The following is a 21,068-nucleotide window of genomic DNA, read 5'->3' on the forward strand; positions in this document are numbered from 1 at the left end:
AATGAACATATAAAACCCTCTTCGTATATTCGATTATTTCTTACCGAATAACGGAGAGGGGGCTGCCTGTATTATGTGATTGTGAGAATCATGATAGCTTTTCAATCAGGACGGTTTTCCCTTCAAATGCAAAGCCATATTTGCGGATCCGCTCTGCCGGGATCCCTTTGGCGATCAGAGCCTCTGCGTATTGTTTTTCTTCAATCTGCAGCAAAGCATTTTGCGCAGTATCCTGCAACGATTTTTCCCTTTGCGGATTTCTTACTTTGAATTCAATGATAATCGCATCGGATTCATCCGTTTTGGGTTCCAGAAGGACATCATATCTTCCAAATCCACTTTCACGATTAGAAGTAATTGTGTATTGATCAGCTAAATCCACCATCAGTCCTAACACAAAGCCGTGATAGAAACGTTCGGGTTCGGATTTCCTTGCAGGATGTTTTCCAGTATCAAAGGCGCTGAAAGTAATGAGCGCAACCTGATTCATGTAATGGTTCATGGCTTCGATATCATCTAACAGCATTGCTTTTACAAAATCATTGTAACCGCTGTCCGATTCGGCAAACCATCCATGTACCATGTTGGTAAACATGATATAGGATTCTTTGTTGGTTAAGGCCAGATCGTAATACATTTGTCCGGTAGATTCCCTGAATTCGGTATCTGTAACCTTTAAGTAGCCGCTTGCCAATAAGAGGCTCCATATAGCACTTTCTTTCATAGAAAGCTGATTATACACAATCTGTTCATCGATGCTCTCTCTTATCGTTTCCCCATGCAATAACTGTTCAAATTTCTGTTTTATAGTTTTGCTTCCCTCACGAATCAGTTTTTCAATCAGAGCATTGGAACTTGTGTTTGCCCAGAAAGGACGCAATTTCAGGGTATCCAGGTAATTAATGATAGACCAGGGATTGTAAATGTCGGATACATTTCCAAAAGTGAATCCATCATACCATTGTTTGACTTCTGGCATTTTATCAGTTAATCCATACTCTTTTAATGCAGAAAAGACCTCTTCTTCTGTGAAACCAAAGCAGTCGGCATATTCATCTGAAGTGGCAGTAATTACTTTCAGATTGTTTAAATCTGAAAAAATCGATTCACGGCTGATTCTGGTTATGCCTGTCATGACTGCACGTTCCAGATAGGGATTGGTTTTAAAGGTGGCATTAAACATGCTTCTCATATAATCAGTTAAGTCATTCCAATAATCGTTAACATAAGCCTCTTGCATTGGAGTATCGTATTCGTCAAGAAGAATAATCACTTTTTTATGATAATATCGATAAAGATATTCTGATAATTTATGAATTGCCATAGTTGCTATGACATCATCCATGTTCATATTTATATTTTTATAAGCTGTTTTTTCGTCGTCTGACAGATAATCACTTTCCAGAAGAAATCTGTTTTTATTATACAAATCTGTTATAATCTGACCTAATCTGCGCTTTGTTGCGCGAAAAGTGGACTCTTTTACATTTGCAAATGTAAGATATATAACCGGGTAACTTCCCTGAAGAGCTTGAAAATCTTTGTCCTTCCAAATGGCTAAATTAGCAAATAATGCTGATTTTTCAGCATAATCTACGGAGAAAAATTGCTCTGTCATACTCATCGTGAGGGTTTTCCCAAATCGCCTGGGACGGGTAATCAAAGTCACTTTATCACCACTATTCCACCATTCCTTGATGAAATGTGTTTTATCAATATAGAAAAAGTTCTGTGATATTAATTCGTCAAATTCCTGATAACCTATGGAGACTGTTCTTGCCATATTTCCCCTCCTTTTGGGTTCATATTATAGATACACTTTCATTATATCTGTGATTCATCTAAACAACAACCCCTAAATGGATTGACCAAGGGGACAGGTTCCGTGACTCATTTATGAGTCACGGAACCTGTCCCCGTATGACACAAAAACTGTTTTATCTCTTCCGGCTGCAGCAGTGCATAGACACTTCCCTGGAAGGAAGCGGCAATTTCCAGTTCACCATAGCTGCTGGATTCGAAATCACAGTATCCGTCGAAGGCATCCTGAAGGAGAAGCCGGAGTTCCTGGCCGTCGTCACTGCTCATGTAGTCTTTCAGCATCATGCAGCAGGTATGGATATTTTCATAGTATTTCCGATAATCGGGATGAAATTCTAGCATCCAATGACTGGCGGAAAATGCAAATCCCATACGTGGCATGTTGCGACGCGGATGGAAATGTGACAGAGGAATCGTTGAAAGCGGCAAAGGAAGCGGCTGCAAAGCATGAAATAGCTGTGGTCGTTGCAGGACTTCCGGATGCTTATGAATCGGAGGCTCTTGACCGGGAGAATATGATGCTTCCTAAGGGGCATAACCGAATGATCGAAGCGGTTTCTTCCGTAAATGACAATACGGTCGTCCTTCTTCTTGGCGGGAGTGCCATGGAGATTCCGTGGGAAGAAAAAGTGAAAGCAATTCTGTACATGGGACTCCCCGGTCAGGCAGGAGGAGAGGCGGCATATAATCTGCTGACGGGAAAAGCAGTTCCGTCCGGAAAATTGACAGAGACCTGGCCGCTGTCCTATCAGGATGTGGCTTCAAGGGAGACGTTTGAAAAGAAAAATGTAGAATACCGGGAAGGTATCTATGTGGGATACCGCTATTATGACAAGGCAGATAAAGAGGTACGCTATCCATTTGGATATGGACTTTCTTATACCACATTTGCCTACAGTGATATGAAGATTCAGTATAAAGTAACGGAAAATATTATTGCAAAAAGTTATGGCGGAAAAAAAGATATGTCAAATCCGTCTTATCGCATGACACTGATCTGTGCGGTGGACTGTCCGCTTCGTGCAGCGATCATTAACAGTGGAGGTACAATGAATGATTCACTTGCGAAGGGATTACTTCAGATGGCTAATGGACACTATCTTAAGGGGATTGCAGCAATGCTGGGAAAATAATGATAGCAAGCTATATAAAATAAGGAGAAGATAAAAATGAGGGATACAAAAAAGAATTGGCTTCCGGCCAGCCGGATCAAATCGGCAGATGTGACAAAAGGTGAGAAATGGTTGGGGTATTTGGTGGGACCGGCAGGAGCACTCTTGCTGAATGCAGTACTTGCATCTTATCTAAATGTCTATTATGCGGATGTACTGAAGCTTACAGGCGTCTGGGGCGGTGCATTCTTGATGGTATTTCCGATTCTGTCCAAAGTAATTGATGCAGTTACAAACATCGCAATGGGACAGCTGATCGATCGTACAAAGACAAAAGAAGGAAAAGCACGTCCATGGATGCTTTTGTCGGCAGTGCTCTTGCCGATTACCGGAATACTCCTGTTTGCGGTACCGAATGCTTCTGTGACGGTACAGGTTATTTGGGTTATGATTACCGGAATTATCGTAGCGATGCTGTCCCCACCTCTGCTTCTGTCCCCACCTCTGTTTCTGCGAAAACGGAGAAAAGACAAAACAATCATAAATAATCAAAATGAATCAAATTTGTGCAATATATCTAAAACGGAAATTGAATGTTTGCGGATTAGTATGATTGACTATGACTGAAAATGAAGATATAATACAATCATAAAAAAGACAGGAGGTAAAAAGATGATTTATACGGTTACGTTTAATCCATCGCTGGATTACATTGTTTCTGTTGACAATTTTAGATTGGGTTTGACCAATCGTACGAATTCTGAGTTACTTCTTCCGGGAGGAAAAGGAATCAATGTATCAACTGTACTTGGAAATCTCGGAATTGAGAATACCGCATTGGGATTTGTTGCCGGGTTTACTGGTAAAGAGATTATCAGATGTATGAAATTGTCAGGAGTAAAATCGGATTTTATTGAACTTGATCATGGAATATCAAGAATTAATCTGAAGCTAAAATCGATTGATGGAACGGAGATTAATGGATCTGGTCCTGATATTAATGAAGAAGCGGTTGAACAACTAATGAAGAAACTGGATATTCTGGGGAAGGATGACATCTTGATTTTAGCAGGAAGTATTCCGAGTACGATGCCTGATGATATTTACCGGAGAATCATGGATAAGCTTCAGGGAAGAGGGGTTACATGTGTCGTGGATGCGACTCGGGAGCTGTTGTTAAATGTATTGGAATACCATCCGTTTTTGGTGAAACCGAATAACCATGAATTGGGGGAGATATTTCAGGTGGAATTAAAGACAAGAGAGGAAGTTATCCCTTATGCTAAAAGACTTCAGGAAATGGGAGCTGCCAATGTATTAGTATCTATGGCTGGCGAAGGAGCGGTTTTGGTTGCAGAAGATGGAAAGATTTATGCTACGTCCGCACCTAAAGGAGTATTAAAAAATGCTGTTGGTGCAGGCGACTCAATGGTGGCAGGATTTGTTGCGGGATGGATGGAGAAACAGAATTATGAATATGCATTTCATATGGGCGTTTCAGCTGGAAGTGCAAGTGCTTTTTCGGATTTACTGGCAACTAAAGAAGAAATCCAACGTGTTTATCAACAAGTATGTGATCGTTAGGAGGAATGAAGATGAGAATTACAGAATTATTGGATAAGAGAAGTATTTCTCTGGATGCAGCACCGAAAAATAAGAGTGAGGCATTAGATCAGATTGTGGAACTGATGGTTCAGAGTGGCAAGATTGCTGATACAGAGGCTTATCGTAAGCAGGTTTACTTAAGAGAAGAAGAAAGTACAACAGGGATTGGCGAGGGAATTGCTATCCCACATGGAAAATGTAATGCAGTTACAAAACCGGGACTTGCTGCTATGGTGGTGAGAGACGGCGTTGATTTTGATTCTTTGGATGGAGAGCCGGTTACCCTGATATTGTCGCAGCGGATGCGCAGGTTCCAATGGAGCGTTTTGATGGGAAAAAAGTAATTGAATGTCAGGTGTCAGATGGTATTAGTAAAGCAGAAGAACTGATTGACAGAGCAATTGCAGGAAATGCACCAATTTACCATGCGGCTTCAGGAACCAGATCGGTGGCAAAAGCGAAGAAAACCAGTGGTGGTGTTGGACATCAGATTTATACACAATTGATGAATGGAGTTTCTCATATGCTTCCGTTTGTTGTGGGAGGAGGAATTCTAATTGCAATTGCTTTTTTAATCGATGGAATTTGTGTTGATATGAATACCTTAGATATTGTTGAAAGAGCTAATTTTGGTACGATTACGCCGCTTGCTGCATGGTTTAAGAATCTGGGTGGTATTGCTTTTGGATTTATGCTTCCGATATTGGCGGGATATATCGCTATGGCAATCGGAGACAGACCGGCACTTGCACTTGGATTTGTCGGGGGACTGATGGCTGCAAACGGGAAATCCGGATTCCTTGGTGCGCTTGTGATAGGATTCGTAGCTGGATATACGATAATCTTACTTCGGAAAATATGCGATAAATTACCGGAGGCTTTGGAAAAAATAGCTCCGGTTTTGATTTATCCGTTAGTAGGTATTTTACTTGTAGGTGTGATTACATTATTTGTAGTGGAACCGGTTATGGGTGGTATTAATATGGCACTTAACAATGGGTTGACAAGTATGGGTGGCACCAGTAAAGTGATATTAGGTATGATCCTGGGAGGAATGATGGCAATCGATATGGGGGGACCGTTCAATAAAGCTGCATATGTATTTGGAACAGCAGCAATTGCAGCCGGAAACTATGATATTATGGCAGCGGTTATGATAGGTGGTATGATTCCTCCTTGCGCTATAGCAATAGCTACGCTTTTATTTAAAAAGAAGTTTACAAAAGAAGAAAGAGAAGCAGGACCTACAAATATTATTATGGGACTTGCATTTATTACTGAAGGAGCGATTCCATATGCAGCATCAGATCCGATTCATGTATTGCCTTCCTGCATTATAGGATCTGCAGTTGCAGGAGCACTTTCTATGGCATTTGGCTGTACGCTTATGGCACCTCATGGTGGAATATTTGTGTTCCCGGTAGTTGGAAACGCGTTAATGTATGTTCTGGCTTTGGTGGTCGGTACAGCCGTACTACCGTACTGCTTGGTGTATTAAAAAAGAATATTGAAGAATACCCACAGGGAAAAGAAGAGAAAAGATATGAAAGAATTTAAATATGTGATCACAGATGCAGAAGGAATCCATGCTCGTCCGGCAGGAGAATTAGTTAAGGCGGCAAAGGCGTTTGAATGTAGTATTAAGCTTACAAAAGAAGGAAAAACCGGTGATTGTAAGAAAATATTTGGAATTATGGGACTTGGGGTTAAGAAAGACAATGAAGTAACTATTACGTTTGAAGGCGCAGATGAAGAGGCTGCATACGAATCAATTAGCAAATTTATGAAAGAGAACCTGTAAACCATAGCATTGAGGAGATATGGACGATGCAGATATATAAAGGAAAAAGTGTATTCGGCGGAATTGCCATAGGAAAAATTAGTGTTTATAGTAAAGCAGAGCAACAGGTAAAGCGGTTAAAAATAGAGAATGTCGAAAAAGAAGTAGAACGTTATCATGAAGCGACAGCAACTGCAATTCAGCAGCTTCAGGAATTATATGACAAGGCATTGAGAGAAGTCGGCGAGGCAAATGCGGCAATTTTTGAAATTCATCAGATGATGCTGGAAGATGATGATTATGCAGAATCCATAGAAAATATGATTCAAATGCAGAAAGTCAATGCGGAATATGCAGTAGCACAGACCGCAGATAATTTTGCCCGGATGTTTTCTTTGATGGATGATGATTATATGAAAGAGCGTGCGGCGGATGTAAAAGACATATCTGAACGATTATTAACTGTTTTGCAAGGTGAAGAATCTCAAGGTGTAGAATCTCAAGAACCTTCAATTATCGTTGCGGATGATCTGGCACCGTCCGAAACAGTACAGCTTGATAAGGATAAAGTGTTGTCTTTTGTAACCGTGCACGGTTCGCTGAATTCACATTCTGCAATACTTGCCAGAACGATGGGGATTCCGGCATTAGTCGGAACAAAGCTTCCGGTAGATGATACGGTAAATGGAAAACTTGGGATTGTAGATGGCACAAACGGCATTATCTATGTAGATCCGGATGAAGTGACTTTAGGTAAAATGAAAGAGTTTCAGAAGATCGAATTAGAGAAAAAGAAATTACTTGAAACCTTAAAGGGTAAGGAGAATATCACACTTGACGGTCAAAAAATTCTGTTATATGCTAACATTGGTAATACAAAAGATCTGGCAACAGTTTTACAGAATGATGCAGGTGGAATTGGGCTATTTCGAAGTGAGTTTATTTATCTTGAGAGAGAGGATTACCCGACAGAAGAGGAGCAGTTTCAAATATATAAGGCTGTAGCAGAAACTATGGCTGGAAAACGTGTTATTATCCGGACATTGGATATCGGTGCAGATAAACAATGTGATTATTTTAAGATGGAAAAAGAAGAGAATCCAGCCATGGGATGTCGAGCAATACGAATTTGTTTGAAACGTCCGGAAATATTTAAAATACAGCTTCGTGCACTTTTCAGAGCTAGTGTGTTTGGTAAGATTGCAGTCATGTATCCTATGATAACCAGTGTAAAAGAAATACAAAGAATCAAGGATATTGTTTCACAGGTGAAGGCTGAATTGGAAGAACAAGGTGTTGAGTATAGAGAGCCAGAGCAGGGAATTATGATTGAAACTCCTGCAGCGGCTATGATTAGTGATCAACTGGCAAAGGAAGTGGATTTCTTTAGTATTGGAACGAATGACCTGACACAGTATACACTGGCGATAGACAGGCAGAATACAGCACTTGATGAATTCTATGATCCCCATCATCCGGCAGTACTGCGGATGATCTCAATGGTAGTGAATAATGCACATAAAGCCGGTATTTGGGCAGGAATTTGCGGAGAACTTGGTGCAGATCGCGAACTTACAAAGGAATTTCTGGTTATGGGAGTTGATGAACTGTCAGTATCTCCTGGAAACATTTTACCTATCCGTAAAATTGTGCGAGAGACAAATGTGAAGGAGTACAAAGAATACCGAAAGTAGACTTTTCATGAAGCCGGAAAAGAATCGGAGGATCATATGCTATCAGAACAGCGTTATGCGTTGATATTAGAAGTTTTAGAGAAAAAACGCAGCATAACTGTAAATGAATTAACAGAATTATTGAATATTTCAGAATCGACAGCAAGAAGAGACATTACAGCTCTTGATAAAGCCGGTAGACTTGTGAAAGTTTTTGGAGGTGCCATCGCACTGGAAGATTCAGTTTTGTCATCAGAGCCTACAGTAGCACAAAAGACAGAAGTTCAGATAGAAGAGAAAAAGAGAATAGCGAAATATGCAGCGTCCTTGATTGAACCAAAAGATTTTGTGTATTTGGACGCAGGAACTACAACAGGATATATGATTGAATATCTTGAGGAAAGAAGTGCAACATTTGTGACAAATGCAGTTGCACATGCACAGAGACTTGCGGCAGAAGGAGTACGTGTTTTCATGATCGGTGGAGAATTAAAAAGCTCTACAGAAGCGATTATTGGAAGTGAAGCTGTGATGGCACTTAAAAATTATCATTTTACAAAAGGATTTTTTGGTACAAATGGAATAAGCAAAGTGCATGGGTTTACAACACCTGATATTAATGAAGCACTTGTGAAGAAAACAGCAATGAATCAATGCAAAAGAGTATATGTCCTGGGAGATTATACAAAGTATAATGTGATAAGTTCTGTTACTTTTTCGGAATTAAAAGGAAGAAACATTTTAAGTGATCAAATTCCAGAAGAATTTACAGATATGCCGGAAATAGTTTTGTGTTAATAGGGACGGAGCTTTTGCCACGAGCAGCGCCCTTTGGTCATCCGGATAAAAAATAAGGTGTAAAGTCTTGAACATTCAATAAAGACTTTACACCTTAGATGTTATTTATCAGTTACTATGTTTAATGGCCGTCTTCCCTGGGGTCATGAGTTTCGATATATTCGATAATTTCAAGTATTTCATCGCTGCTTAAGCCTTTTTCGCGCAGCTTTCTAATGAGATTTACAACTTCTTTGCCGGTCATACATTCATCGCTCACTTTCAATCACCGCCTTTCGTTGGTGATATTATATCATAGTGTAAAGTCTTTATTCAATTATCAAGGTAGAAAAAAGGTGTAAAGTCTTGATAGTTTAATAAGACTTTACACCTTGAAGCTTAGTAATAGGTTATTCCGGTAATTAGTTTAAAGTAATATCTTCGACATTAACCCCCATAGATGATAACTTGGCGGTTGTGACTTTAATCTGGTAATCAAGTGTTTTATTTTCGTGATTACCGTTGCTTTGCTTGATTTGTTGAAGAATAGAATATAAATCAATCAGATTATTTATCATCTCTTTGTCACTTGACATGTATTCGTTCATCCTTTTGTGCTCCTTCCATGTAAGAATATACTTACATTATAGGAAAGTTTGAAAATAGTGTAAAGCCTTATTAAACTATCAAAGGACAAATGGAAGATTAAATTAAAAATAAGGTGTAAAGTCTTGATAATTTAATAAGACTTTACACCTTAATCTACTAGTGTCTGCTTCGGTTTAATCTTGCAAACTTTCGCGGACTCTTTTTAAATCACGTTCCAGTTTCTTTTTTAACTTTTCATATTCTTTGTTTTCAAGTAATTCAAGTTCATTTTCGATTCTGATTTCTTCTTTTCTCAACTCATCTTTAAACTGAATGTCAGTTGGCATGTATTCGTTCATCCCTTCGTACTCCTTCCATGTAAGAATATACTTTACATTATAGGAAAGTTTGAAAATAGTGTAAAGCCTTATTAAACTATCAAAGGACAAATCATGGAATGATTGAGAGTTATGATTCAGATTTCCATAGAATGGAGAATTGAATTGTTTATTTGAAAAATGTCTATGTTTGACATCGCTTAGCCTCTGGAAGAGCGGTATTCGCCCGGGGATACTCCGTATTTTTTCTTAAACATCTGATAAAATGAAGTTCTGTTTTCAAATCCCAGTCTGTGGATGATCTCAGAGACGGACAGCTCGGAGTTCAGCAATAGTGATGCCGCTTCCTGAAGGCAGACGTCCCGGATATAGTCAGCGAGGGTAATGCCGGTGTGTTTCAGAAAAACATCGCTTATGTAGTTGCCGTTATAGTGGAGTGCTTCGGCAATCTGTGACCGTGTGAGCCTGTATTTGTGGGAATGAACATAATCCAGTGTTTTCTCAAATAACGTATTTTCCCCTTCCGGATAGAAACGGGTATTCAGGCAGGTATAACAGCCGGGAGTCTGCAGTATGGCGAAGAAACGTTTCAGGTAACCGTATACGATATCCATGCAGCCGGGTTCTTTTTCTACCAGTTCCATTATGATCTGCTCAAAACATTGCAGAATGCGGAACGTGTTCCTGTAAAAAACGTCAGAAGCAGAGGCGATAAAGTCAAGATAATCCACCTGGTCGTTCTGTAAAGTGTTCCGCTTTATGAAATTCAGAAGATCCGGAATTTCACGCTGGGAGGAAGAGGGAAAATCGTAGAAGAATCCGGGGCGAAAACTGAGATAAAGAGCGCAGAAGGCACGTTGATAGCTTTCTACATGGCGGACTTTCTGGTTGATGAAGCAACAGTCACCGGCGCGATAGCGTTTGTGTACTCCCTCAATGACGAAATCAAGTTCTCCCGAAATAACATAGACCAATTCCAGATAATTATGCCTGTGAAGCTGACTGAGTTTAATCTGATCCATTTGTAAAACAGAAGTCGGAAAGCTGATTCCGGATGCATTTTCCGGGGAAATTAAAAAATGACGCATTGCCGTGTCGGTGTAATCGATGAGATAAAGGACCAAATTGGATGCAATGGTCTGATAGCGGCAGGAATCACAGTCCCGGATTTCGATGAAGGCGTTGGGGAGAGCGGCGCTTCCCGGAATATCAGTGGCAGCAGTGAGCGAAAAAGAGGGGATGTTCTTCTCTGCAAGCTGTATTAAGCGGATTCTGTTTTCGGAATAGATCTTATCAAAGTTTGGTGTCTGATTTCTCTCATTCATAGGAGCACCCCTCAATCTGTGAAAATAATACAAATAAAACTGTGCAGGTGTATCGATGGCATTGATAGTCGGATAAAAGAAAATTATTATATTACTATAATAAGTAATCCGACAGATAAATGCAAGGATTATGTGATATGGGATACATGTGAAAATAATACAGATTGGGAGGAAAACAATGAGAAGACAGGATTTTAATGAGGACTGGATATTCTATACCGAAGGAAGTGACAGGAAGGAAAAGGTAACGCTTCCGCATGATGCGATGCTGCATACCGGAAGAAGTGAGACAAGTCCGGGAAAGGATGCGAATGGATTCTATCTGGGAGGAATCTATATCTATGAGAAGGAAATATTTGCACCCGTAGAATGGAAAGACCAGACGGTGCGGATCGAGTTTGGCGGAGTATACCGGAACACAACTGTGTTTGTGAATGGGAAAAAAGCAGGATTTCGTCCATACGGGTATGTGCCGTTTACGGTATGTCTGGATGAGATGCTTGTATATGGGGAGAAGAATAAAATCCGGGTGGTGGCAGATAATTCCCGGCTGCCGAATTCACGCTGGTATACCGGCGGCGGGATTTATCGTCCGGTAAGTCTGATCGTGGGCAACAGAGCTCATATTGCATGGGAAGGGGTGAAGGTATCCACACTTTCTTATCATCCGGCAGTCATTCGGGTTGAAACAGAACTGGAATATAGTCAGATCGAACCGAGGGAAAAGGAACAGGAAGTTACGGTTGAGATTCTTGAGGAAGGCCGTGTCATCGCACAGACTGTGGGAAATGATGTGGAAATCCCAATCCATGATGCGAAACTCTGGAGTGATAAAACCCCATACTTGTATCAAGTGAAGGTTTCGTTGAAAGAAAATGGAAAGACTCTGGATGAGGTGGTGGAACAATTTGGAATCCGGAAAGTGGAATGGTCACCGAAAGGGCTGTTTATAAACGGGCAGGAAACGCTTCTCAGAGGAGGCTGTGTGCATCATGATAATGGGATTCTGGGTGCCTGCAGTTATGCAAAGGCGGAAGAACGCAAAGTGCGAATCCTGAAAGAAAATGGATTTAATGCACTGCGGATCTCCCATAATCCGGCTTCACGCTATCTGCTGGAGGCATGTGATAAATATGGAATGTATGTCATGGATGAGACCTTTGATATGTGGTATCAATGCAAAAATAAGTTCGATTATGCTTCGGATTTTAAAGAGTGGCATTTGACAGATATTCAGTCCATGATCGATCAGGACTTCAATCATCCGAGCGTCATTATGTATTCGATTGGGAATGAAGTTTCGGAACCGGTGAAACCGGAGGGGATGAAGTATGCAAAAGAGATGATTGAATTCATTCATCAGAGAGATAAAAACCGTGCAGTTACAGCAGGAATCAATCTAATGATTCTTCTCATGAGCAGTAAGGGAAAAGGGATTTATGATGAGGGAGGCATGGCCAAAAATCATGCAGAACAGGATAATAAAAAAGAGAAAAAATCTGCAGCAAAAGAGAATGTATCCGGAAGCCTTCTTTTCAATACGATGATGTCGGTAATGGGAAAAGGGCTCAATCGCATGGCAAATTCGAAAAAAGCAGATCAAGTGACGAGTCCTATTCTGGATACTTTGGATATTGCCGGATATAATTATGCTTCAGGAAGATATCCGTTGGAGGCGAAAGCACATCCCGAACGTATTGTTGTCGGAACGGAGACATTTCCCCAGGACATTGCGGATAATTGGGCAATGGTAAAAAAACTTCCTTATCTGATCGGTGATTTCATGTGGACGGGGTGGGATTACCTCGGTGAAGCAGCTATTGGAAGCTGGAATTATGAGGGCGCCTCTATGCAAAATGTACCATATAAATGGCTTCTTAGCGGAGCAGGTGTGATTGATATTCTGGGAAGGGCAGGTGCGCAGGCAAGGTACGCTGCATGTATCTGGGAACAACTGGACGAGCCGTACATTGGAGTGCGCCCGCTGAATCATCCGGGTGTTCGCGTGACAAAGTCTGCATGGAGAGGAACGGATGCATTTGACAGTTGGGCATGGAACGGTTGTGAGGGTAATAAGACAATCGTTGAAGTCTACGCAAATGCAGACGCTGCTGAATTAAGGCTTAACGGAAAGAAACTGGCCAGAAAAAAACTGAAGAAATCAAAAGCATTATTCAAAGTTAAATATGAACCCGGCATCCTGGAAACAATCACCTATGATGCTTCCGGAAATGAAATGGGAAGACAGAAATTGCAATCGGCAGAAGGGACGATCTCCCTTGTGGCAGAACCGGAAGAAAAGGAAATCATGGCAGGAAAAATCGGATATATTGATGTGAAAATGATTGGAGAAAACGGTGTCATAGAATCAAATTCCGATGCAAAGCTCACCATTTCCGTCATAAACGGAGAATTGCTCGGCTTTGGAAGCGCAAAGCCGAATCCGGAAGAAGATTATCCGACCAACCGGTGCCAGTCCTATTATGGGCACGCACAGGCGGTTGTACGCGGTAATCAGGCTGGGGTAATGACCATTGTCATTGAGGATGAAAAGGGGAGAAAAGCAGAAACAAAAGTGGTTGTACGTTAAAAAATGCCGGTTCTGGCTTTCGTTACTTGTATTTTCTTCTGGAAATCTCTATACTAAATATAGGTGAAATATTTTCGGGAGGTGGCTGAATGGGCATTTATTTAAACCCTTCTAACGATAAATTCAGTGAAGCAAGAAATTCTGAAATATATGTGGATAAATCTGAACTGATCAAATATACGAATAAAGTTTTGCATACCTCACAAAAATGTATCTGTGTCAGCAGACCACGCCGGTTTGGAAAGTCAATGGCGGCAAACATGCTGGCTGCATATTATAGCAGAGGATGTGATTCGGAAGCGCTGTTTGATGGATTGAAAATTAAAAACAGTCCTGATTTTCATGATTATCTGAACCGGTATGATGTTATCGCACTGAATATGCAGGATTTCTTGAGTCGAACTCATCATGTTTTGGAAATGCTGAAACTGCTGATGCAGCTGGTAACACGTGAACTGAAACGGGAATATCCGGATGTGGATTATTTTGATCTTGAAGATTTGATTCAGACTATGCAGGATATCTATGCAGAAACGGGACGGAGTTTTATTATTCTGATAGATGAATGGGACTGTGTATTGAGGGAATGTAAGGATGATTTGGCCGGACAAAAGCAATATCTGGATTTCCTTCGGGATTTTCTGAAAGATAAAGGATATATCCATCTTGTATATATGACGGGAATTTTGCCTATTAAAAAATACGGAACCCATTCTGCTTTGAATATGTTCAGAGAATTCGCTATGACAGATGCCGGAGAATTGGCAGAATTTGTGGGATTTACAGAAGCGGAGGTTCAAAATCTCTGTGAAACATATCATGCGGATTTTGAAGAAATGAAGCAGTGGTACAATGGTTACAGGCTAAGAAATGTTGGGGCTGTATATAATCCACAATCTGTGGTATTTAGTATTCTATCAGGTGCGTTTAATAATTATTGGAATCAGACGGAAACGTATGAAGCATTGAAAATATATATTGATTTAAATTATGATGGCCTGAAAAATCAGATTATCCGTATGATGCAGGGGGATTCTGTCAGTATCGATATAGGCAGTTTTAATAATGACATGACTTCATTTGCTTCTCGGGATGATGTACTGACGCTTTTGATACATCTTGGATATTTGGGATATGATTCGCAGTATCAAGAAGCGTTTATACCCAATAACGAAATCTTGAATGAATTTGCAAATGCGGTGCGTAATTCTGATTGGGGAGAAGTAACGAAAGCTTTGGAAGAATATCAGGGGAATCTTCTGTTGGTTGGAATCAGTTATGATAAAAAAACAAAGGAACATAAATGTAAAATAGAAGAACTCAGGTACTGAATGCGTAATAAAAAAGGAGCACAGAAATGAAAAAGCAGACCATTAATTTATGGAACAAAGAGGATTATTCTTATCCATGTGCGGGAGAATTTCTTCCCAATATCACGGCTTATCTTCATGAAGATGAAGAGGTTCGTCCGGCAATGATCGTGGTGCCGGGCGGCGGATATGCTTTTGTCAGTCCGACAGAAGGTGAAATTGTAGCGAAACGATTTTATGAGGCAGGGTATCAGGCATTTGTTCTTACTTATACGATCAATTTGTTTCAGCTTGCACCACTTAAAAAACAGCCGCTTCGGGACATTTCCAGAGCTGTGCGTTATATCCGGAACTTTGCAGAATGTTTGCGTATAAAGTGTGATCAAGTTGTCTGCTGTGGATTCTCGGCAGGTGCTCATCTTACAGGAAGTCTTGCGGTTCATTATCAGGATCAGGAGCTTGCGAAGGAGCTGTACGCTGAGATTTCTAATCGTCCCGATGCAGTGATTCTCTGTTATCCTGTGATCACAAGTGGAGAAAAAGCGCATCGCGGCAGTTTTGATCTGCTTCTTGGAAAAGATGCATCTGAGGAGGAACTGGCATGGGCAAGTCTGGAAAAACAGGTGACAGCCGACACGCCTCCGGCTTTTCTGTGGCAGACATTTACGGATGCGACGGTGCCGGTGGAGAATAGTATCATGTATACAAAAGCATGCCACAATGCGGGAGTTCCGTGTGAATTACATTTATTTATGGAAGGAAGACATGGAATGAGCCTTGCAAATGAAGAGTGGGCAACGAACAATATCGGGGAGGACAGTATTTATACGATGATGCAGCAATGGCAGACATTAAAGACGTTGTACTTTGAGCGGCCGGAGATGGTGCCGACGATGCTCGCTCCTTCTGCCAAAGCAGAAACACTGAAAGAGTTTGCCGTGGAATGGAGGAAAGCAACTGTGGGAATCCAGCAGATGGAGGAACAGCATGCAGATGAATCCGCCATGCAGTGGCCGGATCTGGCACTTACATGGCTGGATAAGATTTTTGTAAGTTAAATTAGTTTATCTTAATTTTTCCCGATATTCTCCTGGAGTAATGCCATATTTTTCTTTAAAAATTTTATAAAAATGTGTTCGGTTGTTAAAACCAAGTTGCAAAGCAATAGAAGAAATGGAAGCGGTTGTATCAGATAGAAGATGCTCCGCTTTCTTTAGTGTAAATGTCATACCATAATCATAAAGGCACATACCGGTATATTTATGAACGATAGTATTAATATAGCTGCCGCTGTAACAAAGAGTATGTTCCAGAGCAGAACGTGTCATTCGGCCATTGGTATCTTCCATCAAATGGCTTATTCGAGAAAAAAGAAGTAAATCAGTGCCTGAGTTGAGTTGAACATTACTAATATGATAGTATTCTTTTGTGTCGAGATATTGAAATAATTCACAGATTAACGCTTTTATGGCAAATGTTGAGCCTAATTTTGGAAACAGCATTGCATGAAGCAAATGATCAGATAATTTATGCAGGTCTGAAAGATGACTTTGATTCTGGAAGGCCGGAAAAAAATCTAAATAGTTTTTACCTTTCTCTTTTTGTAAATTTGAGGACATAAACTGAAATACTGAGTTTTCAGAAGCAGTTTCTTCTTTAGGAAAATAAGCTGCCTTGTGAGATTCCAGTAACTCTTTGACAAAATCTATGGACAGACCAATAAACAGAATCTTAGCTTCACCAGTAAATTTTTCAATGTGAACAATGTTCTGATTAATCAGACAACAGGCACCTGCGGGATATAGATAATCTTTTCCCTCTAATTTTTGAGTAATACTGCCTTCAAGGACGATTAATAGCTCAAAAAAGCTATGCTGATGTGGAACACGTGCATTGAATTTGTGGAATTTTTCATCAATTGGTGTATTATAGAAAAACTTGTCGTGTGGGGAGATGGTCATGATATTGAAAAAATCTCCCTCACAAAGGCCACTGCAATAGCTTAATGTAAACTGTATCGGTGCAGTCATATCATAAAAAGAATTAATTGTACTTTGTGCATTATGTACTTTGAGGGTGTTGCTTTCTTTATTTGAGGAAAGTGAAAGGTTTTGCATAGTGCCTCCTTCTAAACAAAATGTGATATGGGTGATTGAATACACGAATATGATACAGGTATTGGGTGTACTATTATGTTGGTGACATTGTCGTTTATGGTCAAAATTGCTAAAATTGAAGCATATCAAGATAAAGTATATACATTATCACGAAAAAAGTAAAGGAGTAAAGGTGGTTTCAATGAGTGAAAAAAGATATTTAAAGTGGTATCAAAAGGTAGCATATGGTTCTGGTGATATGGCCGCAAACTGCGGATATGCACTGATTTCAAGCTTTGTAATGCTTTATCTTACAAACGCGGTGGGGCTCAATAGTGCCATTATCGGTACATTGATGATGGTGTCTAAATTATTGGATGGTGTATCAGATATATTCTTCGGCGGATTGATGGATAAGACAAAAAGCAAACTGGGGCAGGCTCGTCCGTGGATGTTATATGGACAAATCGGTGTATCTGTGAGTTTATTTTTGGTATTCTGTATTCCTAGTATGAGTCAGACAATGCAGTATGTATATTTCTTTGTGTTCTATACAGCGTATAATGCGGTATTCTTTACTGCAAACAGTATTGCATATGCATCTTTGGCAGCCAAGATTACGAAAAATGGACAAGAAAGAGTTCAGCTCGGGTCAATCCGATTTATTTTTGCTACATTTACTACTTTAGTGATTTCATACAGCGCAATGGGATTAGTTGAAAAATTTGGCGGCGGAGCAAAAGGCTGGCGTACAGTTGCACTGATTTTTGCAGTGATTGCACTTGTTGTAAATACATTTTCTGTATTGATGGTAAAAGAAGTACCGGATGAAGACGATGGCAGAGCAAAGAAAATGGATCAAGATAGTACGAAAATCAGTTTTGGACAATCCATCAAGCTTTTACTAAAAAATCCGTATTATCCTATTATTCTTGGACTTTATCTGGTAAACTACATTTACAGTGGTATTACACAGGGAGCCGGTATCTATTTTATGACATATTATATGGGCAATCCGGCATTGTTGGGAACATTTTCTTTGGTCAGCCTGATTCCGGTTATGATTATTTTGATGCTGACACCAACACTTGTAAAGAAATTCGGTACCATGAGAAAGGTGAATCTCTATGCCAGAGTGATTACAATATTAATGGGACTGATCTTTGTGGCAGCAGCAATGAATAAGAATCTTCCACTGATGTTGGTGGCAGCATTTTTTAGAAATATGGCAGGTGGGCCACTTACGGGTACTTTAAATGCCTTGGTTGCAGAGACAAGCGATTATACTTGGCGTACACAAAAAGTGAGAATTGATGGTGTTATGTTCAGCTGTTCCTCTATTGGCGTGAAGCTTGGCGGTGGAATTGGAAGTGCTGTTGTTGGATGGCTTCTTGCATGGGGCGGTTTTGATGGAAAAGCAGCTGTTCAGTCTGCAAGTGCAGTAAATGTGATTTTCTTTATGTATGCAGTAATACCGGTTATCTTTGGCCTTATCATGGCAGTACTTATTTACCTGCTGAAAGTTGAAGATGCAAACAGAGAATGGGATAGGAAACATTTGGAAGGAGAAAATGTATGATCCGTAAAAATTTTAATCATGACTGGAAAGTAGTAAAAGGTGGCAGCGCTGCAAGTACAGCTGCATTTATTGGGACGGCGACGGAGCAGAATGTCCATCTTCCACATGATGCAATGATTCATGAAAAGCGAACGCCGGAAGTGGAAAGTGGGGCACAGACCGGTTTTTATCCTGGCGGAGAGTATATTTACCAAAAAACAATGATGGTACCGGAAGAATGGAAGGAAAAATCAGTATTTCTGGAATTCGAAGGGATTTATCAGACAGCGATGGTATATATAAATGGAGCATTGGCTAAAATAAATTTGTATGGATATTCGAATTTCTATGTACATATGAATCCATGGATAAACTATGGAAAAGAAAATCAGATTAAGGTTATTGCAAACAATAGTCAGGTACCGAATAGCCGATGGTATACGGGAAGCGGAATATACAGGAACGTAAAACTTATTGTTGGGGACAGGATTCATGTCCCCAATGATGGGGTAAGGATTACGACATTGTCAGCAGACAAAGAATCTGCAATTATAGAGATAGAAACGAAAATTAAGAATATCGGACGGGAGAGAGAGAAGATCGTCTTACAGATTGAGATTGAGAAGGATGGAGAAAAGGTTGGGGAGGATCGACAGATTGTGATATTATACCCAGACATGATGGAAAAAGCCAGAAGTAGCATTTGTATCATGAATCCTGAATTGTGGGAGTGTGAAGCACCAAATCTGTATCAGTGTCGGGTTCAAATTCAATCTCAATCTGAGAATGAGGTGTTGGATGAAACAATAGAAACGTTTGGTATTCGGACCATAACTTTGGATTCTTTGCATGGATTTCGTATGAATGGAAAAGAAGTGAAATTGAGAGGGGCATGCATTCATCACGACAATGGAATTTTGGGAGCTTCTACGTTGGAAAAAGCAGAAGAGCGCCGATGCAGACAACTGAAAGAAGCCGGTTTTAACAGTATTCGAAGTTCGCATCATCCGATTAGTAAAGCAATGCTGGGGGCATGTGATCGTTATGGAATTCTGGTTATGGATGAAGTAAGTGATATGTGGACTGTTCATAAGAATCCTTGTGATTTTGCTTTACATTTTGATAACTGTTGGGAAGAAATGGTGGAAATGATGGTTGCCAAAGATTACAATCATCCTTCCGTTATTCTCTATTCTACAGGGAATGAAATTACGGAAGCAGGCTCCGAATCCGGTGCTGCCATTAACAGAAAGATTAGTAACAAGCTGCATGAGCTTGACCATACAAGATATACAACGATGGGGCTCAATGGACTTATGACAGCGGGACGTCATTTGAGAGAAATCATGGGGGATGTCATACAGAAATTTGGAATGCCAGATTCGGATGGACAGGGAAATAGTGATGGCAGCAATGCATTTAATGGGTTCATGAGTCTGATGGAAGGAGAGAGAGGAGAATATTTTGCAAAACATCCTCTTCTCACAGAAGCATTGGAAGGATGCTCGTCCTCCAGTGATATTATTGGTTTGAATTATTTGACAGATCGTCATGTTCTCGAACACGATATTCATCCCAATAAAACAGTTCTGGGAACAGAAACTTATCCGGCAGATATTGTAAGACTTTGGGGAATTGTAAAACGATATCCGCATGTACTCGGAGACTTTACATGGGCTGGATATGACTATTTGGGAGAAGCAGGATGTGGTATCTTCCATTACGATGGAAGTGCAAATTTTACCAGTATATATCCGGAGAGAACAGCTTATATTGGTGACATTGATTTGATCGGATACAGAAGGCCAATTAGCTATCTGAGAGAGATTGTGTATGGGTTACGTAAGGAGCCGTATATTGCTGTGGAACGTCTTAATCGTTTTGGGATGAAGTGTAATAAGACGCCGTGGATGTATAAGGATAATATTTCCAGTTGGACATGGCCGGGATATGAAAGAAAACCTGCGATTGTAGATATTTATGCAGATGCTGAAGAAGTGGAATTATTTTTAAATGGGCATTCGCTTGGAAGAAAGCCTGCGGGTGAAAAAGTCGATTTTACAGCAACGTATAAAGTGATGTATGAGCCAGGTGAACTGTTGGCTGTCAGCTATGAAAATGGCAGAGAAACCGGTAGATTTATGTTGTCGACGGCGGAAAATGAAGTTGAACTCTGTGTGGAACCGGATAAACAGGTTTTGTGTGCTGATGGGGAAGATTTATCGTTTATCACCGTGAAATTGATTGATAAGAAAGGAACTGAGAATTTATTCCTGTCAAAAAAAATAACTGTATCTGCTGAAGGGGCTGGCAGAATTGAGGCCTTTGGAAGTGCAGATCCAAAGTCTCTTTCTGAATATGATGACAGAACATGGGAAACTTTTGATGGACATGTAATGGCTGTTGTCCGGGCAGGGATGGAAGAAGGAACGATAAAAGTATGCTTTGAGGCTGATGGATGTAAGGAACAGACTGTGAACATTATGGTTTCGTAG

The 21,068-nt window shown here is 40.3% G+C and carries 18 protein-coding genes and 1 pseudogene; 12 read left to right on the forward strand and 7 right to left on the reverse strand.

Annotated features, from left to right (window positions below; all coding sequences use genetic code 11):
- Positions 1 to 88: 88 nt before the first annotated feature.
- Positions 89 to 1,783 carry an AAA family ATPase gene (locus ACTNBR_RS10010; RefSeq protein WP_441018888.1) on the reverse strand — a complete coding sequence of 565 codons (1,695 nt, stop codon included), beginning with the start codon at positions 1,781 to 1,783 and terminating at the stop codon, positions 89 to 91.
- A gap of 107 nt (positions 1,784 to 1,890) precedes the next feature.
- The gene (locus ACTNBR_RS10015) at positions 1,891 to 2,193 is read right to left on the reverse strand and encodes a hypothetical protein (RefSeq protein ID WP_441026904.1); all 303 of its coding nucleotides are present in this window, start codon (positions 2,191 to 2,193) and stop codon (positions 1,891 to 1,893) included.
- Between ACTNBR_RS10015 and ACTNBR_RS10020 the strand changes: the two genes are divergently transcribed.
- From ACTNBR_RS10020 to ACTNBR_RS10050, 7 genes and pseudogenes are all read left to right on the forward strand, one after another.
- Positions 2,181 to 2,954 (forward strand): glycoside hydrolase family 3 protein, encoded by a 774-nt coding sequence (locus tag ACTNBR_RS10020; protein ID WP_441042702.1) that lies wholly within the window; start codon positions 2,181 to 2,183, stop codon positions 2,952 to 2,954. The two genes, ACTNBR_RS10015 and ACTNBR_RS10020, sit on opposite strands and share 13 nt — an antisense overlap.
- A 36-nt stretch (positions 2,955 to 2,990) precedes the next feature.
- Positions 2,991 to 3,560 carry an MFS transporter gene (locus ACTNBR_RS10025; protein WP_441018671.1) on the forward strand — a complete coding sequence of 190 codons (570 nt, stop codon included), beginning with the start codon at positions 2,991 to 2,993 and terminating at the stop codon, positions 3,558 to 3,560.
- Positions 3,561 to 3,605: 45 nt separating this feature from the next.
- The gene (gene pfkB / locus ACTNBR_RS10030) at positions 3,606 to 4,517 is read left to right on the forward strand and encodes a 1-phosphofructokinase (protein ID WP_441018669.1); all 912 of its coding nucleotides are present in this window, start codon (positions 3,606 to 3,608) and stop codon (positions 4,515 to 4,517) included.
- 11 nt (positions 4,518 to 4,528) lie between these two features.
- Positions 4,529 to 6,095: pseudogene (locus tag ACTNBR_RS10035) on the forward strand (PTS fructose transporter subunit IIABC).
- A complete protein-coding gene (locus tag ACTNBR_RS10040) occupies positions 6,082 to 6,339 on the forward strand; it encodes an HPr family phosphocarrier protein (RefSeq protein WP_427820896.1) in 258 nt (85 codons plus the stop codon). Before ACTNBR_RS10035 ends, ACTNBR_RS10040 begins: the two are co-directional and overlap by 14 nt.
- Before the next feature lie 26 nt (positions 6,340 to 6,365).
- Positions 6,366 to 8,012 (forward strand): phosphoenolpyruvate--protein phosphotransferase, encoded by a 1,647-nt coding sequence (gene ptsP, locus ACTNBR_RS10045; RefSeq protein ID WP_441018667.1) that lies wholly within the window; start codon positions 6,366 to 6,368, stop codon positions 8,010 to 8,012.
- Positions 8,013 to 8,048: 36 nt separating this feature from the next.
- Positions 8,049 to 8,789: a DeoR/GlpR family DNA-binding transcription regulator gene (locus ACTNBR_RS10050; RefSeq protein WP_427808863.1), complete on the forward strand. Its 741-nt coding sequence runs from the start codon at positions 8,049 to 8,051 to the stop codon at positions 8,787 to 8,789.
- A gap of 121 nt (positions 8,790 to 8,910) precedes the next feature.
- Here the strand turns inward: ACTNBR_RS10050 and ACTNBR_RS10055 are convergent, their stop codons facing one another.
- The 4 genes from ACTNBR_RS10055 to ACTNBR_RS10070 all read right to left on the reverse strand — a co-directional run bounded on the left by ACTNBR_RS10055 (position 8,911) and on the right by ACTNBR_RS10070 (position 11,019).
- The gene (locus tag ACTNBR_RS10055) at positions 8,911 to 9,048 is read right to left on the reverse strand and encodes a hypothetical protein (protein ID WP_320813288.1); all 138 of its coding nucleotides are present in this window, start codon (positions 9,046 to 9,048) and stop codon (positions 8,911 to 8,913) included.
- 142 nt (positions 9,049 to 9,190) lie between these two features.
- Positions 9,191 to 9,376 (reverse strand): hypothetical protein, encoded by a 186-nt coding sequence (locus ACTNBR_RS10060; protein ID WP_320813287.1) that lies wholly within the window; start codon positions 9,374 to 9,376, stop codon positions 9,191 to 9,193.
- Positions 9,377 to 9,550: 174 nt separating this feature from the next.
- Positions 9,551 to 9,715 carry a hypothetical protein gene (locus ACTNBR_RS10065; RefSeq protein WP_320813286.1) on the reverse strand — a complete coding sequence of 55 codons (165 nt, stop codon included), beginning with the start codon at positions 9,713 to 9,715 and terminating at the stop codon, positions 9,551 to 9,553.
- 179 nt (positions 9,716 to 9,894) lie between these two features.
- Positions 9,895 to 11,019 carry an AraC family transcriptional regulator gene (locus ACTNBR_RS10070; RefSeq protein WP_320813285.1) on the reverse strand — a complete coding sequence of 375 codons (1,125 nt, stop codon included), beginning with the start codon at positions 11,017 to 11,019 and terminating at the stop codon, positions 9,895 to 9,897.
- A 178-nt stretch (positions 11,020 to 11,197) separates the two neighbouring features.
- Between ACTNBR_RS10070 and ACTNBR_RS10075 the strand changes: the two genes are divergently transcribed.
- The 3 genes from ACTNBR_RS10075 (at position 11,198) to ACTNBR_RS10085 (ending at position 15,977) form a co-directional block, all read left to right on the forward strand.
- Entirely contained in the window at positions 11,198 to 13,609 is a 2,412-nt protein-coding gene (locus ACTNBR_RS10075; protein WP_320813284.1) for a glycoside hydrolase family 2 TIM barrel-domain containing protein, read from the forward strand.
- An 89-nt stretch (positions 13,610 to 13,698) separates the two neighbouring features.
- Positions 13,699 to 14,940, forward strand: a complete 1,242-nt coding sequence (locus tag ACTNBR_RS10080) for an AAA family ATPase (protein WP_441018665.1) — start codon at positions 13,699 to 13,701, stop codon at positions 14,938 to 14,940.
- A 26-nt stretch (positions 14,941 to 14,966) separates the two neighbouring features.
- Positions 14,967 to 15,977, forward strand: coding sequence for an alpha/beta hydrolase (locus ACTNBR_RS10085; RefSeq protein ID WP_441018663.1), 1,011 nt, complete (start codon positions 14,967 to 14,969; stop codon positions 15,975 to 15,977).
- Positions 15,978 to 15,983: 6 nt separating this feature from the next.
- Here ACTNBR_RS10085 and ACTNBR_RS10090 read toward each other — a convergent pair whose 3' ends face one another.
- A complete protein-coding gene (locus ACTNBR_RS10090) occupies positions 15,984 to 17,036 on the reverse strand; it encodes a helix-turn-helix domain-containing protein (protein ID WP_441018661.1) in 1,053 nt (350 codons plus the stop codon).
- Positions 17,037 to 17,217: 181 nt separating this feature from the next.
- Between ACTNBR_RS10090 and ACTNBR_RS10095 the strand changes: the two genes are divergently transcribed.
- Positions 17,218 to 18,594 (forward strand): MFS transporter, encoded by a 1,377-nt coding sequence (locus ACTNBR_RS10095; RefSeq protein ID WP_441018659.1) that lies wholly within the window; start codon positions 17,218 to 17,220, stop codon positions 18,592 to 18,594.
- Positions 18,591 to 21,068, forward strand: a complete 2,478-nt coding sequence (locus ACTNBR_RS10100) for a glycoside hydrolase family 2 protein (RefSeq protein WP_441018657.1) — start codon at positions 18,591 to 18,593, stop codon at positions 21,066 to 21,068. Before ACTNBR_RS10095 ends, ACTNBR_RS10100 begins: the two co-directional genes overlap by 4 nt.

It is taken from the genome of Bariatricus sp. HCP28S3_F11 (assembly GCF_052065395.1).
Classification (GTDB): Bacteria; Bacillota; Clostridia; order Lachnospirales; family Lachnospiraceae; genus Allocoprococcus.